11 protein-coding genes are annotated in these 14,282 nt (G+C 53.6%); 4 read left to right on the forward strand and 7 right to left on the reverse strand.

The window, feature by feature from the left end; all coding sequences use genetic code 11:
- Nucleotides 1-117: 117 nt before the first annotated feature.
- Nucleotides 118-2,979, reverse strand: coding sequence for a DNA polymerase I (gene polA, locus C5Y83_RS15630; protein WP_233207239.1), 2,862 nt, complete (start codon nucleotides 2,977-2,979; stop codon nucleotides 118-120).
- A gap of 497 nt (nucleotides 2,980-3,476) precedes the next feature.
- On the opposite strand from polA, the gene C5Y83_RS15635 reads away from it, so the two are divergent.
- Nucleotides 3,477-4,877 carry a hypothetical protein gene (locus C5Y83_RS15635; protein ID WP_105330645.1) on the forward strand — a complete coding sequence of 467 codons (1,401 nt, stop codon included), beginning with the start codon at nucleotides 3,477-3,479 and terminating at the stop codon, nucleotides 4,875-4,877.
- A 228-nt stretch (nucleotides 4,878-5,105) separates the two neighbouring features.
- Nucleotides 5,106-5,426, forward strand: coding sequence for a YbjQ family protein (locus tag C5Y83_RS15640; protein WP_105330646.1), 321 nt, complete (start codon nucleotides 5,106-5,108; stop codon nucleotides 5,424-5,426).
- Nucleotides 5,427-5,460: 34 nt separating this feature from the next.
- Here C5Y83_RS15640 and C5Y83_RS15645 read toward each other — a convergent pair whose 3' ends face one another.
- From C5Y83_RS15645 to clpX, 6 genes are all read right to left on the reverse strand, one after another.
- Nucleotides 5,461-5,925: a hypothetical protein gene (locus C5Y83_RS15645; RefSeq protein ID WP_105330647.1), complete on the reverse strand. Its 465-nt coding sequence runs from the start codon at nucleotides 5,923-5,925 to the stop codon at nucleotides 5,461-5,463.
- A 9-nt stretch (nucleotides 5,926-5,934) separates the two neighbouring features.
- On the reverse strand, nucleotides 5,935-7,614 hold the full coding sequence (locus C5Y83_RS15650) for a HEAT repeat domain-containing protein (RefSeq protein ID WP_105330648.1): 1,680 nt from the start codon (nucleotides 7,612-7,614) through the stop codon (nucleotides 5,935-5,937).
- Between the two features lie 274 nt (nucleotides 7,615-7,888).
- Nucleotides 7,889-9,211, reverse strand: a complete 1,323-nt coding sequence (locus tag C5Y83_RS15655; RefSeq protein WP_105330649.1) for an alkaline phosphatase family protein — start codon at nucleotides 9,209-9,211, stop codon at nucleotides 7,889-7,891.
- 128 nt (nucleotides 9,212-9,339) lie between these two features.
- Nucleotides 9,340-10,176 carry a sugar phosphate isomerase/epimerase family protein gene (locus C5Y83_RS15660; protein WP_105330650.1) on the reverse strand — a complete coding sequence of 279 codons (837 nt, stop codon included), beginning with the start codon at nucleotides 10,174-10,176 and terminating at the stop codon, nucleotides 9,340-9,342.
- Nucleotides 10,177-10,257: 81 nt separating this feature from the next.
- The gene (locus C5Y83_RS15665; protein ID WP_158262373.1) at nucleotides 10,258-11,268 is read right to left on the reverse strand and encodes a UbiA family prenyltransferase; all 1,011 of its coding nucleotides are present in this window, start codon (nucleotides 11,266-11,268) and stop codon (nucleotides 10,258-10,260) included.
- 202 nt (nucleotides 11,269-11,470) lie between these two features.
- Entirely contained in the window at nucleotides 11,471-12,760 is a 1,290-nt protein-coding gene (gene clpX / locus C5Y83_RS15670; RefSeq protein WP_105330652.1) for an ATP-dependent Clp protease ATP-binding subunit ClpX, read from the reverse strand.
- Here clpX and C5Y83_RS15675 point away from each other — a divergent pair.
- Nucleotides 12,759-12,962 (forward strand): hypothetical protein, encoded by a 204-nt coding sequence (locus C5Y83_RS15675; protein ID WP_105330653.1) that lies wholly within the window; start codon nucleotides 12,759-12,761, stop codon nucleotides 12,960-12,962. The two genes, clpX and C5Y83_RS15675, sit on opposite strands and share 2 nt — an antisense overlap.
- Nucleotides 12,963-13,634: 672 nt before the next feature.
- Complete coding sequence (locus tag C5Y83_RS15685) at nucleotides 13,635-14,282, forward strand: bifunctional 4-hydroxy-2-oxoglutarate aldolase/2-dehydro-3-deoxy-phosphogluconate aldolase (protein ID WP_105330655.1); 648 nt, start codon at nucleotides 13,635-13,637, stop codon at nucleotides 14,280-14,282.

Genomic DNA, 14,282 nt, shown 5'->3' on the forward strand with positions numbered 1-14,282 from the left:
TGTTTTCATACCCCAAAGATCCTCAACGAGGCAGCAACAGAACTCAACTTGTGGTAACCAGCCAACTTATGTCATCTTTTCGTCTTCGCGATGTCGCTTTCTGTGGACACTTGCGGTTTAGCTGTCGATTTCCACCGGTTCGCATTCCGCCCAGTTTTGTCCTGATTCCACATCAACGACCAGCGGCACGTCGAGCGTGACCGCGCCGGTCATCTCCTGGGAGATAAGTTTGACCAATTCTGGTACTTCTTCTGGAGGTGCCTCAAACACGAGTTCGTCGTGGATCTGCAAGAGAAGCTTCGATTTCAGCTGCGAAGCCTGAAGCGTCTTGTGAACACGGAGCATCGCTAACTTAATAATGTCGGCGGCTGATCCCTGGATCACAGTATTGACTGCCGTCCGCTCTGGCATCAGCAGTTGACGGTTCAGACGATCACGTTTCTGTGGCGATCGGACGCCATCGATCTTCCGCCGTCGACCAAGGAACGTTTTCACGAAGCCATCTTGGTAACACTGCTTGAGCGTGTTCTCCATGAAATCGTCGACGCCTGGATATTTGCGGAAGTAAGCGTCGATGAATCCAAACGCTTCGTCCTTCTCGATATCTAATGCCTTGGCCAAGCCAAACGCACTTTGCCCATAGACAATCCCGAAATTGATCGCTTTCGCGCTCCGACGTTCGCTGGAGGTCACCTCCGCCAGAGGAATGCCGTACACTTCGGAAGCAACTCTGGCGTGGATATCCTCATTCTGCTGATACGCTTCGCACAATGCCTGGTCTTTGCTGTAGTGAGCCAACACGCGAAGTTCGATCTGCGAATAGTCAGCACAAACTAAAACCCAATCATCATGGCTCGCTTTAAAGGCCGAACGAATATCCTTACCTTCTTTCGTGCGAATCGGAATATTCTGCAGGTTGGGTTCGTTGGAACTAAGACGTCCGGTTGCCGCTACGACTTGATTGAACGAAGTGTGCACCAGGCCTGACTTCGGACAAATCATGTTCGGCAAGGCATCGATGTAAGTGTTCTTCAGTTTGGCATACTGACGAAACTCAACGATCTTTTGTGGCAGCGGATCTTGTTTGGCCAACTGCTCGAGAACTTCCGCATCAGTCGAAGCCCCCGTCTTGGTCTTCTTGATCACCGGCAAACCTCGCTTTTCAAATAAGATCTCAGCGAGTTGCTTGGGGGATGCGATGTTAAAAGGTTGCCCAGCTATTTCGTAAATCTGTGATTCCAATTCTTCGAGCCGTTCTCCGTAGTCGCTGCTCAACTGCTGCAGCCGGTCCGTGTCGACTCGGATGCCGTTGTATTCCATCTCCACAAGAACATCGACTAGCGGAATTTCGACATCATCGAAGAGGTCGTTCAGGCCTTCCTCATCGAGCCGTTCGTTAAGGATCTCGAACAGCCTAAGCGGAATGTCGGCGTCTTCGCACGCGTAATACGATACTTTTTCGACTGGAACCTCACTCATCAAGATTTGCTTCTTGCCGGTTCCAATTAGTTCGCTGATCTTGACCGTTTCATGCTGCAGATAACGCCGGGCAAGTTCATCCAACCCATGTGATCGGGCCCCAGCTTCCAGAAGGTAATGCGCGATCATCGTATCGAAGTCGACGCCAGCTAGTTGCACACCGACACCACGGAAGACGATCTCGTCATACTTCAGATTCTGCCCTAGCTTTTTGACTTCAGGATCTTCCAAAACTGGTTTAAGAATCTCTATCGCTTCCTCCAAAGGAAGCTGGACGTCCCCTTCTGGTGCGCGGATCGGAATGTATCGAGCGATGCCGGGTTTCCAAGCAACGGATATTCCCACCAAATCGGCCCAGCGCGGGCTGGTGTGCGTGGTTTCTGTGTCGATCGAGATTCGCGTCTGCTTGGCCAGTTCGCTGGTCAGTTCTCGCAATTGATCGAGGGTTTCAATCGTCAGATACTCGAGCTTGCTTTGTTCAAGCTGACTTACCGGTTCACTTCCCTGCCCTGCCGCAGGATCAGACAACGATTGCAATTGCTTGGCGAGCGTCCGGAAGCCAAATTCGTCGCAGATCGCTTCGCACGCTTCGACGTCGGTCGGACTCACCAAGTACTTCGCCCAGTCCCATTCGACAGGAACATCATCCCGAAGCCGCACGAGATCCTTACTCAACATCGCTTTCTCACGACCGTTGGCCAGGTTCTCTTTTCGCTTCTTGCCAGAGATTTTGTCGACGTTGTCGAGAATTGCTTCCAGTGTTCCAAATTGGTTCAACAATTCCTTGGCAATCTTGGGACCAATCAACGGAATCCCAGGCACGTTATCGACCGGGTCGCCAACCATCGCCTGAAAGTCAACGACTTGATCGGGTCGGATCCCCCAATCCCCCAACAACGACTCGGCATCGTAGAAAGCATCTTTACGGACGTTGAACATCCGAACGTTGTCTGTAATTAGCTGTCGACAGTCTTTATCGGTGGTAACGAGCGTGCAGTTTCCCCCCTGCTGATCGACCACTTTCGCCACAGCGGCCAGAACATCGTCCGCCTCGAAGCCGGGCGATTCGATCACGGGAATGTTCATCGCCTCTAGCAGCCGCCGAATTCCTTGAATCTGCGAAGGGAGTTCTTCCGGCATTTCGGCTCGATTGACTTTGTAGTCGTCGTAAAGCTCGTGTCGGAATGTTGGCCCGTGCATGTCGAACGCGCAGATCAAATAGTCCGGCTTCTTCTTTTCCAACAGGAAGACCATGTCCCGAGCAAACCCATAAATCGCGGCAACTGGCTGCCCGGCCGGACCGGTCATCGGAGGGATGGCATGAAACACCTGGAAGATGAGCGAGTGCGAGTCGACGATCCAGACATTCTTGCCACGCAGGTCGTCGGGATCGGTCTCCTCCGTGGGCTGAGGCGTGGAACTCGGCAATTTTTCAGGAATTTCCTCGGTCGTGTTCATGTCGAAACTAAGCGACGTCTGCCGAGTGCGTTTTGTCATCATGCAATCTACAAAGAAGGAAGCCAACGGCTTATCAGGGACTCGAATCTGTTCGTAGATTATTGTGCAGTAACGAGTTACGAACAAGCATCTGGCGTGAAAGGCATATTTCGTCAGCTTTTCCAGGAATCAACATGGCTCCCTGAACGAGTGTTGCCCGGAATGAACATGTTTAAATTCCGCGACATTGATAGAAATCCGTTGTTATCAAACGACTTACATCAATTCCAAATGATTGACTTTCCTGCACCTCCCGGTTAGACTTACATGTGCTGGCAAGAGATTGGCCAGCCATCCCCTCATCCCAATCGCTACTCTGCCCTACGGCTAACCTAATCGAACTGGAAGGTCTTTCCGGCCTTCTCCGCATAAATTACTCGGTCCGCACCAATCGGCGGATTGGAATTTGCCCGAGCTTTGACTAATTTAGGCAAACTAGGGAGACCGCTACATCCAGCACTCGGTCCCCGGTACTTGTCGCCCGAAGGAGAAACTCGCCCATGGCGTCCCGTGATAACCAAGGTCTTCAAATCTCTCTGATTCTGTTAGTGATGATGGTCGTCGGCCTCGGCATCGTTGCAGGCGTGTTTTACAACGCCAACTCCAAAGCGCAGGCCGACGCGAAGCAAGCGAACAACGCGGCTCAAACCGCCCAGTCCTCGCAGCGCGAAGCCATGGCCAATCTCAACCGGTTGAAGGTCATGATCGGCCATACCGAAGAGACCACCATGGAGGAAGTCGAAACACAGTTCCAAAATGACTTGGCGACTTTCGTGGCGGACGAAAACGGGGCGGCTCCCGAAGAGCAAGCGATGAGCTACCGCAAGATTCCGGTGGAACTTCGCAACAAGTACGCCACACTCGAACAACAATTGGCTTCCGCTCGCGAGCAGATCAACACGATCACCGCCGAACGCGATGCCGCTCGCGCTGAGAAAGATTCGAGCGTGGCTCAGGCCGTCGCCGCTAAGGACGACGCCGAAGCTAAGCTTCGTGATCTGACTGCCAGTTACCATACTGAACGCACCGCGCTGCAAAATCAGCAGAAGGAAGTTCTCGCCGCAAAGACCAGCATCGAAGGTCAGGTCGCGCAGGTGAAAGCCACGGCTGCTACCGAAAAGCAGGGCTTTCAGAAGACGATCACCGATCAGCAGACTTTAATTGATGGGTTGAAAAAGGTTGCCGCAGACTTGAAGCCACAGCTTGGCGATCGTCCCGATGGTAAGATCGTTTGGTCGAATCCTCGTGACAAAACCGTGTGGGTGAACCTCGGTTCGGCCGACATGCTGCGTCCGCAGATGACCTTCAGCATCTACCCATTCGGTCAGGAAAGCCTGGTCGACTCGGAACCGAAGGCCACCATCGAAATCACTCGTATCCACTCGGCTAACCAAGCGGAAGCTCGTATTACGAAGTCGGACGTTGGCAATCCTGTCATGCCGGGCGACACGATCTTCACGCCAGTTTGGACTCCAGGTCGCTCCGAGAAATTTGCCATCGTTGGCTTCATTGACCTGGATGGTGACGACAAAGACGACAGCAACCAGTTGCGTGACATCATTGAAACAGCTGGTGGCGAAGTGGTTGCCTACGTCGACGACAAGGGTGACATCAAGGGTTCGCTCTCCACAGAAGTTCGTTACTTGATTCTGGGTGACCGTCCTACGGACAAGACTTCGGAAGGTGGCTTGGCCGCATACACCACGATGAGCGAAACGGCCCGTAATAACGGCGTGGCCGCGATTCGCGTCGACCAGTTCATCGACTGGGCCGGTTACGTCGGGGCCGAAGAATTGGTTCGCCTGAACGCTGGCTCGCGTCTCGAAGAGTTGGAAGCCGCCAAGGAAAAGGAAGAAGCTGGCTTCCAGAAGCGTCGTCCAAACGGCAACAGTGCGTTCTAGAAAGATACGCGAACAGCAATCACGAAAAGGCCGAAGTCTTGCACTTCGGCTTTTTTCATGCGCAGTACCTATTGAAGTTTGCGCCAGCAATCTAATCGGGGCGACCAACGGAAGACCCGGATTCGTGGCAAATCGGCCCATTGCCATATTGGATTACAGGCGCAGACATCAATAAGCTATAACGAGTCCGGAAAATTTGCTTCTCCTGACATTTGGTAGGGACTGATCATGATTATCACGACCGGAAACGACATCGCGGGCTATGAAATTGTTGAGTACTTGGGAGTCGTAAGGGGCATCGTTGTCCGTTCGACGGGAATTGCCCGTGGCCTGATTGGTGGCCTGCGTTCAATTGGCGGTGGCAACATTCCAGAATATGTCGCCGTCTGCGAAGAAGCTCGGCAACACGCGTACGACCTGATGGTGCAGCATGCGGTTGAACATGGGGCCGAAGCGGTGATCGCCGTTCGCTACGATGCCACCGAGTTCATGCAGGGTTCGACGGAAGTGTTAGCCTACGGTACGGCCGTGAAGATCGTCAAAGCCTAGGCAGCATCAACGCACGTCAATTCGCAAAGACGTTTTAAGAGATATGGTGCGAATCGCTGGCGACCGCTTGCTTCCAAAGATGGTATCCGAAGAGTTCTTCGCCCACTTTCGTTAATTGCTGTTGCGTCTCTTGAAACTTCTCAAGTTGCCCAGCGGAAATCAACAAGCTCGGATCAACAAACAGACTTGCTGGGTTGGGCAACTGAAGCTCGCGGCTAATCTTGCGTAAGAGCTTGGCATTATTGCTTGTCAGATCATGTTGTTTGCACAGATCGTCGAATAGTCGTTGCGGGCTTTCCCCTTTCCGCGATTCGTTATCACTCTGCCAACGTGATAGGGCCCAGATCAGCGACGAGATCACCAACACGGCTAACGCCAGGATGATCATATGCGGGATGTTGATCTTGGCATTGTCGGCACGGAAGTGCTCGCCCATGGCCGTGAAATCCACCGGAGCGTCGGCTGCGAAGATGATCAATTGGCATAGTGCGTTCATCATGCGATCCTTCTAATGGGCAGCCGCCGAGGGATCGATGGATGAGACGACCGACTTGGTGCCGGCAATCTTGCGGAGACTTGCTTCCGCATTCTCACGCACTCGCACGTTGCGATCCAACATGGCTTCCTTCAAGGCAGCCACGACCGCCGAGGAATGACACTTGGCAAGCAATTTGGCTGCCTCTGCTCGGAGGAAATAGTCGTCGTGCTTAAGCGCTTTGATCAGGTCGGCTTCCATATCGAGATGGTTGTCCATGACCTCGATCATCTTCAAAGCTCGTAAGCGACGCGAACTTGCTTCGCTGGTTAACTCTGCAGCGAGGAGCCGTTGGGTATTACCATCGATTCCACGAACCATACGCCCGGTATTCATCCGCGCTTCAGGATTCATTTTGTCGAAGGCAGCCAGGTAACGTGGGAAATTGAATTCCGCCAATGCCCGACGAACCGTATCTTGCACGATCAACTGGGGACTATCGAGATGTTGCAACAACAACTTGATCGCCCCAGGAATGCCGCGTGGTCGCAGTTGCCGCAAGGCCTCAGCCCGGACGGCGGAGTTCGGATCGCTGACGGCTTCCAGAATCATTTCGTTGGTTTGCGCATCGACATAGCTGGCCAGTTCCTCAAGGGCCGCAAGGCGCCCTGACGAATGTCCTGAATTGGCCATCAACACCAGCAAGTTGTAAAGCCGTTCCGAACCAATCGATGTCGCCATGGCCATATGAACGGCCGCCGCTTGCTGCAATCCGTTTAGTTTGTCGAGAACTTTGCAGTGCTCTTCCGCCCAAGCCACTTTCGACAGCTTGGCCAGATTACGACGCGTATCATCGCTCAAGGTCCCTTGCAACCGCGTCGTCAGTTCCGACATGAACGCAGGATCGTGACGCAGCCCCACGATATTAAGGACTGGCAGCGCGGGATGTAGATCGGTCAGCGTACCTAGCACCAAGTCAATGATCTCAGGCCGGGTACTGTGACGAAGAAAGCGAATGATCGAGGAATGGGCAGGGTGCTTGGTGTTGTTCCAAGCTTCTCGCAACAATTGGTTCTCACGAGTCACTAACACCAGGAACGATTCGAGGATCGCGAGCGATTCGTGTTGCTCGTAATGCCGAATACAATCGCCAAGCGATTCGATCGCACGTCCGCGAACAGCTTCGGCGGCTCCCATTCGTTCGTCAGTGTTTCTCAGTTCTTTCCGCAGATTCGCCGCAAGGTTGATGAGCGTACTGCCGGCCGATTCGTGATGCACGTGATTTGTATCGCGAACGATCATCACCAGGGACGGTATTAGTTCGTATTCGTAGACCTGACCTAAGATCTCGAGACCTAGCTTAAAGTCCGCTTGATCGTTGGACTGAATGAGCTCGCGCAGGGCGATCTCTAATGAAATGCCAGACAGTTCAATCCAACTCTTCTGAACGGGAGTGAATTGTCGCCAACGCTGCACGATCGCTCGCTGAGCGACGGCATGGCGTTGATGTAATAGAGAGGATAATGCGGATTCGCGGATGTCGGAGTAAGGAGAGTCGAGCGCATCAACGAGCACCGGGACAGCCGCATAGTTGTCCGTTCTGGCAAACAGTTGAAAAGTCTTTTCGATTCCGGATGGCACTCTCAGATTCCCAATACGCTTCAGGTCGAGTCCAGCATTCATTGCCAGCCAAGTACGCAAGATGCGCACCATGACGACTACCTGAAAATTTAGTTTTCGCCTCAGGGAAAGAGATTGCGAAACGTGGTTAATTCGTGATCCCCTAAGGGGAAAGCCCGCGCAATCGGCATAACCGGAACAACAAATGACCGTAACGGGTAGTGAATCCCCCGTGCGACAAGCATGTGTAGGCATGCACTGTCGAATGCCCCCCGTTTTGCAGGGCATCACTAGTGCATGAAGAGATCTTCCGAACAGGCTTCGGCACCCGCAAAACGTAAAGTAAGACTGTGGAAGTCGGCACTAATTAGATATTGAACTGCCGCAGAATCAGGTCACAGACATCCGTATCGGCCATCGGTGTTTCGGGATAAACGCCTGGCTGGTTGGAAAGTAAGACGCCGCGTTGAGCGTCGGTAGCTGCTGGGGCACCGTGCGAGCCCTTCACGAGCGTCGCATCGAGTGGAATCGAGCGAGTCGCCATGTCGACGTGCAGTTCAACCGGATCGTATCCTGGCTTGCGATGAATATCGACGGTGCGAGCAAACTTCGGAGCCCGAGCGTCATCCAGCCAGTAGTAATAGGCCTGCCAGCTATTGGCCGTCGAAACCAAAACGACGTCGCCGCTACGTGGATGATTGAGGAAGTACTTGGCACGATCTTCGCCAGCAAGTACTTCGGCGATTCCAGGTTGACCTTGGAACAGTTCCACCACTTTGGCAATCGTGGCTTCGTCGGAGTCTTTCACATAGACATGCGATAATTGATGATCCGCCACGGCAAACGCATCACTGCCGGGATAGTCGATCAGTTCGCCTTCTTCGCCGTCGTTGATCTTCACCAAACCCGCTTCCCGTAACACGCGGTTGGGGTAGGTCACATGATCGACAGGGACGATCGTGTATTCGCTGGCAATCAGAATCAACACGTCGTCACCGTAAGCTTCTTTCAAGCCGGAAAACATTTCGCCTAGTACGACGTCCAATTCGGCCACCGCTTTCATCGCGGGCTCGCTATCGGGGCCAAGCTTCTGGGCTTGGTAATCGAGGTGGGGCAAATAGATGTAGAAGAAATTCGGCTTATGTTTCTTCGCAGTCAGAACGGCCGTGTCCGCGATCCATTTTGTAGAAGGGATCGACGCTAAAGGTCCCCAGAAGAATTTCAGCGGGAAGTGGTCGAATTCGGCGAGTAGTTCTCCGTAATATTCGGTTGGCCGTGTGTAACACCACAGCGATTCACTTCCGTCGGGATTATGAACTGGAGCCGGCATGCAGACATAGTCGGCATTGCAACGCTTGCTCAACATCGGGAACCACACAGCCGATGTGATCGAGGGATCATGCTGCTTAAGCGTGTCCCAGATCTGCGGACGCTGGATGGCTTCGTTCCCCATCGTCCACAATTCGACTTTCCCCTTCTCGCGATCGTACCAACCGTTGGCGACCACACCATGATCGACCGGGAGCATGCCGGTCATGATGTTGGTTTCTACGCATAGCGTAACCGCGGGAAAGCTCGGCACCAACGGAGCTTGATCACCTTCCTTGGTCAAGGCTGCCAGGTTCGGCATGTGAGCGACATCAGAAGCGCGAAGTCCGGGGATGGAGAGAAGGACAACGTTGTCGGCCATGGGATATCACTCGCTAGGAAAGTTGTGGGCAGGTCAATCTTGAATGAGGATTATGCCACTCTACCCCGAGACACAATCGGAGGAAACCAGGAGTCCCTACCGTGCGGGGTCACGGAAAACCGAGAGCGTTACGGCATCAGTGGCTTCAAGAAGTCGAACGACTTTCGGGCCATGTTCGGGCCATCGTGACTGTGTCGACTTAGTTCGACGTTGATGGGCCCCTGGTAGTCGATTTCCTGCAAGGTTTTGAAAATTGGCGGAAAATCAATCTCACCCTCACCAAAGGGAAGATGCTCGTGAACGCCCTTTTTCATGTCTTCAATATGAATGTTGACCAGGCGATCGGCATAACGGCGCAGGTAATCGGAAATCGGCGTTTCACCCTGGCAGTGGAGGTGACCGATATCGATTGTCAGTTGAAAGTTGGGAGAGTCGATGCGTTCTTGCAATTGATCGAACTTATCCATGGTATCGATCAGCATCCCCGGCTCCGGCTCGAAACCAATGACAACATCACGATCGGCTGCGTAGTCGAGGACAGGCTCTAAGGAAGCAACCAAACGATCCATCGCGGCTTCTTCAGAAATATCGTCCAAGAGCCGGCCCGACCAAACTGAAACGCAATCGCTTTTCAGCGTTTGGGCGGTGTCGATGCAGTGCCGCATGAACTCGTACCGCAGATCGCGTCCTTTGGGATCGGGGCTAATGAAAGTCGGTTCGTGTTTGATTCGGGGATTGAGTAGGAAGCGTGCCCCCGTCTCTACCACGTTTCGCATCTTGGCTTCTTCCAGCGACTTGGCCAACAAGTCGACTTGGCGCGTGGCGAGGTACGTGTTGCCAAAGGGAGTCAACGTCATGTGATCGATCGTCAGAGCAATCGCGGAATAACCGATCTCGGCCAGAACCTCGACGGCGTCGAAGGGATCGTGATGCGCGAGTCCGTTCGTGTTATATCCCAGGATCATTCCGAATCGTACCTTCAACCTTTGCGGGTGGCTGTTCCCACGCAGCACGCAATGTGTCGTGGGTCGCCAACTTTTTCTTAGTTAGGTGGAATACATCCAACGACGCAATCCCAACATCGGTAGCAGCAGTGCGACAATGGTCACTGCCCAAACCGTGCCGCATACCGCTAGGGTAATTGCGGCGTCATAAAAAATCAGAGACAAGATCGCCTGCTTCACAGTCAGTTGCACGTTTTGTGGCTCGGGACGCGTGATCGCAATGACCGCTCTTCGGGCCAACACCAGGCTTAATAATACCAAAATGCCCCAAAAACCGGATGGCGTAAGATACCTCAATCCCACCACCGAAGGTTCAACCGCTGGCAACGCGGCCAACATCCCGATTCCTGCCAGCATTAAAAGCGCGCCAGCGATCAACATTCGCTGATCACTTGCCACGGCCTCGGTACGGGCAAACCACGTTACACCAACGATGTAGAGCCCGATTCCGCCAGCGAAAAGCAGCTGTCCCGAATCGTAGCCGAAAACCTGCCAGCTGGTTTCCAGTGGAAGCTCCTGGGCCAGGCTCATCCCGAGCAAAATATTGAAGAAGCGACAGCTCCCCATGATCCACGGGGCCAGCGCCGTTCGCTTTAAGACGGCATCGTAGGCGATCACGCACGCCGAAAGCACGACTGCCACCACACCACCACGCCACGGGATTGCGGCGGATTCAACGTAAACGTAGCCCCCCAGCAGTGCAAACAAGCACCCACCGATGATCATTCCGTAAGCGATCGCCAATGCGGCCTTTGCGGAAATTGCCCCAGATGGGATCGGACGATATGGTCGCTGCTGGGCATCAATCTCGCGATCGTGGTAGTCGTTCAGCACCATCCCAGCCGAATAGATCAAACTCGATGCGGCGAGCAGACAAACCAGTTCGACAGGAAAATCGATTCCCGTTGACTGTTGGCTCGAGTAAAACGAGACAACGAAGAACCCAGCCAAGATGTCAGACCACGCCGTAAATAAGTTCGGCAAACGGCACAACTTACAGAACGCCAACCAGGGGGGATCGAGCGTGGCTTCAGGTTGCTTGTTTTCTTCCAAGATGGCGATCTTCTACAGAATCTCTAGCGGCATGAGGTGACGAGACCGCTGATTGTACGTTTTACCGGAAGCAGCGTCGAGAATGCTCACCCCCTGCAGTCCTCGATCCGATGCCGAATTTGACACAAAAAAGAAAAGAACCCTGTGCCGGGCGATTGACACAGGGTTCTGTCGGAGAGGAGGGGGAAAGCAGGTAGTGTTCTTACGCGCTCTTCGTTTCAGGCATCTTGAAGAGTTTCTCGCGTCCTTCCACGATTTCTCGGGTGATGGAGTAGTTCGAGCCAGGCTCTTGTTCGGGCAGGTCGAACATGATGTCGAGCATGACCGATTCGATGATCGATCGCAGACCACGAGCACCGGTTCCCTTGGCCAGGGCACGCTGAGCAATCGCTTCGACCGCTTCGTCGGTGAACTGCAACTCGGCGTTTTCCATCTCGAACAGCGTTTGATACTGTTTGATCAACGCGTTCTTCGGTTCGGTCAGCACACTCTTCAAAGCGGGCAAGTCGAGTGGTTCGAGCGAGGCAACCATTGGCAAACGACCGACCAATTCCGGAATCAAGCCGAACTCGAGCACGTCGTCGCTGGTTACGTTTCGCATCAGTTCAGCAGCATCGGCTTCCGACTTGAAACCGGAAGCTTGGCCGAAGCCAATGCTCTTGCGACCCATACGTCGGCGGACGATGTCTTCAATGCCCACAAACGTTCCGCCACAGATGAACAGAATGTTGCTGGTATCGATTTGGATGTATTGCTGCTCAGGATGCTTACGTCCCCCTTGCGGTGGAACATTCGCAACGGTCCCTTCCAACATTTTCAACAACGCTTGCTGGACACCTTCGCCTGAGACGTCGCGAGTGATCGAGACATTGCTCGAGGTCTTGCCGATCTTGTCGATTTCATCGATGTACAGAATCCCGCGTTGGGCGGCTTCGACATCGAAATCAGCAGCGTGCAGCAACTTCAGTAGCAGGTTTTCAACGTCTTCACCGACGTAGCCTGCCTCGGTTAGCGTGGTGGCATCGCCAATCGCGAACGGCACGTTCAGGATGCGAGCCAAGGTGCGAGCCATCAAGGTCTTACCGCTACCGGTCGGACCGACCAGCATGATGTTCGACTTTTCGATTTCGACATCAGAGCCTTCGTGGCCGACAACCAATCGCTTGTAGTGGTTGTGAACGGCAACCGACAAGACCTTCTTTGCCCCGTCTTGACCAATGACGTATTCGTCCAGGTTGGCCATGATTTCGCGTGGGCTGGGGATCTTATTGAACAGTTTGTTCCCAGCACCGCGACGGCGGTTTTCTTTTTCGAGGATCTCTTTGCACAGATCGATGCACTCGCCACAGATGTATACGTTGTTGTAGACATCTCCGGGTCCTTCGACCAATGGGCCTACCTCGCGGTAGTTCCGACGACAGAACGAGCAGAACGCATTTTTCTTGTTGGTGCTATTATGGCGAGTTCCACCAACATCATTTCCTGCGGGCATGAATTACTCCTTTCGGCTTCGCTTGGAACAGCGTCTGGCGGCGGTCACTGTTGAGGCATCTCTCGTGTTGCTATGCCGGCCAGGCTGTTGTTATTTCCACGTGCTGCTCGACTGGCCATGGCTTATCGAAGCCGTCTGGCCTGGGGGCATCCTTGTCCGCAAAGAGTTCGAGCCGTATTGTCTTCAGCCTTCGGACGATTAGCAGTGGCTACGTCCTCAACTGATACCGCTTCGCATGGGCGAAGAGAGAGTTGCTATCAACTCTCATTTGGTTGGCCTCCCAGGCACCACACCTCGCTCTACGAAACATTGTTTTGGTTTGTGCGAGTAGTTTTCGCAAAAACCGGACAACTTCCCCCTAATCCGTCTTGCTGGCATCTTCGGTAAAAACGATTTCCGTTTCTTCCGAAACCGTTGCAGCAACTTGGATTCGGGCTCGCATGTCCGTTGTTATCTTTCGGAATTCCTCGTCCGATAGCTCACCCCGTGAATGCATTTCGCGGAACTTTGATAGCATCGTATCGGGGTTCTGTTGGTCCTCGTCCGAGTATTCGCGCCATTTTCTCAGAAAGTGAAACGTTAGTGCCAATCCTAGGATGCATACCGCAAGTAGGAATACTGCGAATGCTAACTGTAGGTACTGCTTTTCCATGGGGACTCAGGCTGGCGACTCAACGGGCCACTCCGATGACTGGATACACCGGAAGCGTGGCAAATCTCTTAGATCTTAATTATCCCTCCAAAACGTTCAGGCGTCCAATGATTCGCCCGGAATGCCAAACCCCAAATGGCAAATTGACAACGCCCCCCTGCCCCAGCTAGGTTAAACCTCAACGTATCCATCGATCTCGTAACAAGTTAGAGCTCCCCAGCCATGTCACGCGAAACCACCGTTCAAAATATTGCCAACGTCGGAATTGTTGCCGTGATCCGGGCAGACAACGGAGAAGTCTTAGCCGACGTTACCGAAGCCCTGGTTGCCGGGGGGGTAACGGCCATAGAAGTGACGTTCACCGTTCCTAAAGCCCATAAGGTGCTGGAATACGTCGCCGATCGCTTCGGAGACAAGATTCAATTGGGCGCTGGGACCGTTCTGGACGCCGAAACGGCTCGGATCGCGATTTTGGCTGGGGCCGAGTTCATCGTCGCTCCGATTGTCGATATCCCGACCATTGAGATCAGCCATCGCTACGACAAGGCCATGATGCCCGGCGCACTGACGCCGACAGAAGTCGTCAAAGCCTGGCAAGCTGGTGCGGACGTCGTCAAGATTTTCCCCTCTGATTTAACCGGTCCAGGTTACCTCAAAGCCCTGAAAGGACCGCTGCCTCAAATTCGCATGATGCCCACCGGCGGCGTGAATTTAGATACAGCGAACGCGTTCCTCAAAGCCGGAGCATGTGCGCTCGGCGTGGGGGGCTCGCTTGTCGAGAAATCGGCAATCGCCAGCGGCAACATGGATCGTATCCGCGATCTCGCGAAACAGTACGTCGACATCGTTCAGCAATTCCGGGCCGATTAG

Source organism: Blastopirellula marina (assembly GCF_002967765.1).
GTDB classification, from domain to species: domain Bacteria; phylum Planctomycetota; class Planctomycetia; order Pirellulales; family Pirellulaceae; genus Bremerella; species Bremerella marina_A.

Excerpts from the sequence above, each read along its gene's own strand:
- C5Y83_RS15655 (WP_105330649.1), bottom strand. The coding sequence starts at position 9,211 with ATGGCCGACAACGTTGTCCTTCTCTCCATCCCCGGACTTCGCGCTTCT.
- C5Y83_RS15675 (WP_105330653.1), top strand. The coding sequence starts at position 12,759 with ATGAATTACTCCTTTCGGCTTCGCTTGGAACAGCGTCTGGCGGCGGTC.
- C5Y83_RS15635 (WP_105330645.1), top strand. The coding sequence starts at position 3,477 with ATGGCGTCCCGTGATAACCAAGGTCTTCAAATCTCTCTGATTCTGTTA.
- C5Y83_RS15650 (WP_105330648.1), bottom strand. The coding sequence starts at position 7,614 with ATGGTGCGCATCTTGCGTACTTGGCTGGCAATGAATGCTGGACTCGAC.
- C5Y83_RS15640 (WP_105330646.1), top strand. The coding sequence starts at position 5,106 with ATGATTATCACGACCGGAAACGACATCGCGGGCTATGAAATTGTTGAG.
- polA (WP_233207239.1), bottom strand. The coding sequence starts at position 2,979 with ATGATGACAAAACGCACTCGGCAGACGTCGCTTAGTTTCGACATGAAC.
- clpX (WP_105330652.1), bottom strand. The coding sequence starts at position 12,760 with ATGCCCGCAGGAAATGATGTTGGTGGAACTCGCCATAATAGCACCAAC.
- C5Y83_RS15645 (WP_105330647.1), bottom strand. The coding sequence starts at position 5,925 with ATGATGAACGCACTATGCCAATTGATCATCTTCGCAGCCGACGCTCCG.
- C5Y83_RS15685 (WP_105330655.1), top strand. The coding sequence starts at position 13,635 with ATGTCACGCGAAACCACCGTTCAAAATATTGCCAACGTCGGAATTGTT.
- C5Y83_RS15660 (WP_105330650.1), bottom strand. The coding sequence starts at position 10,176 with ATGATCCTGGGATATAACACGAACGGACTCGCGCATCACGATCCCTTC.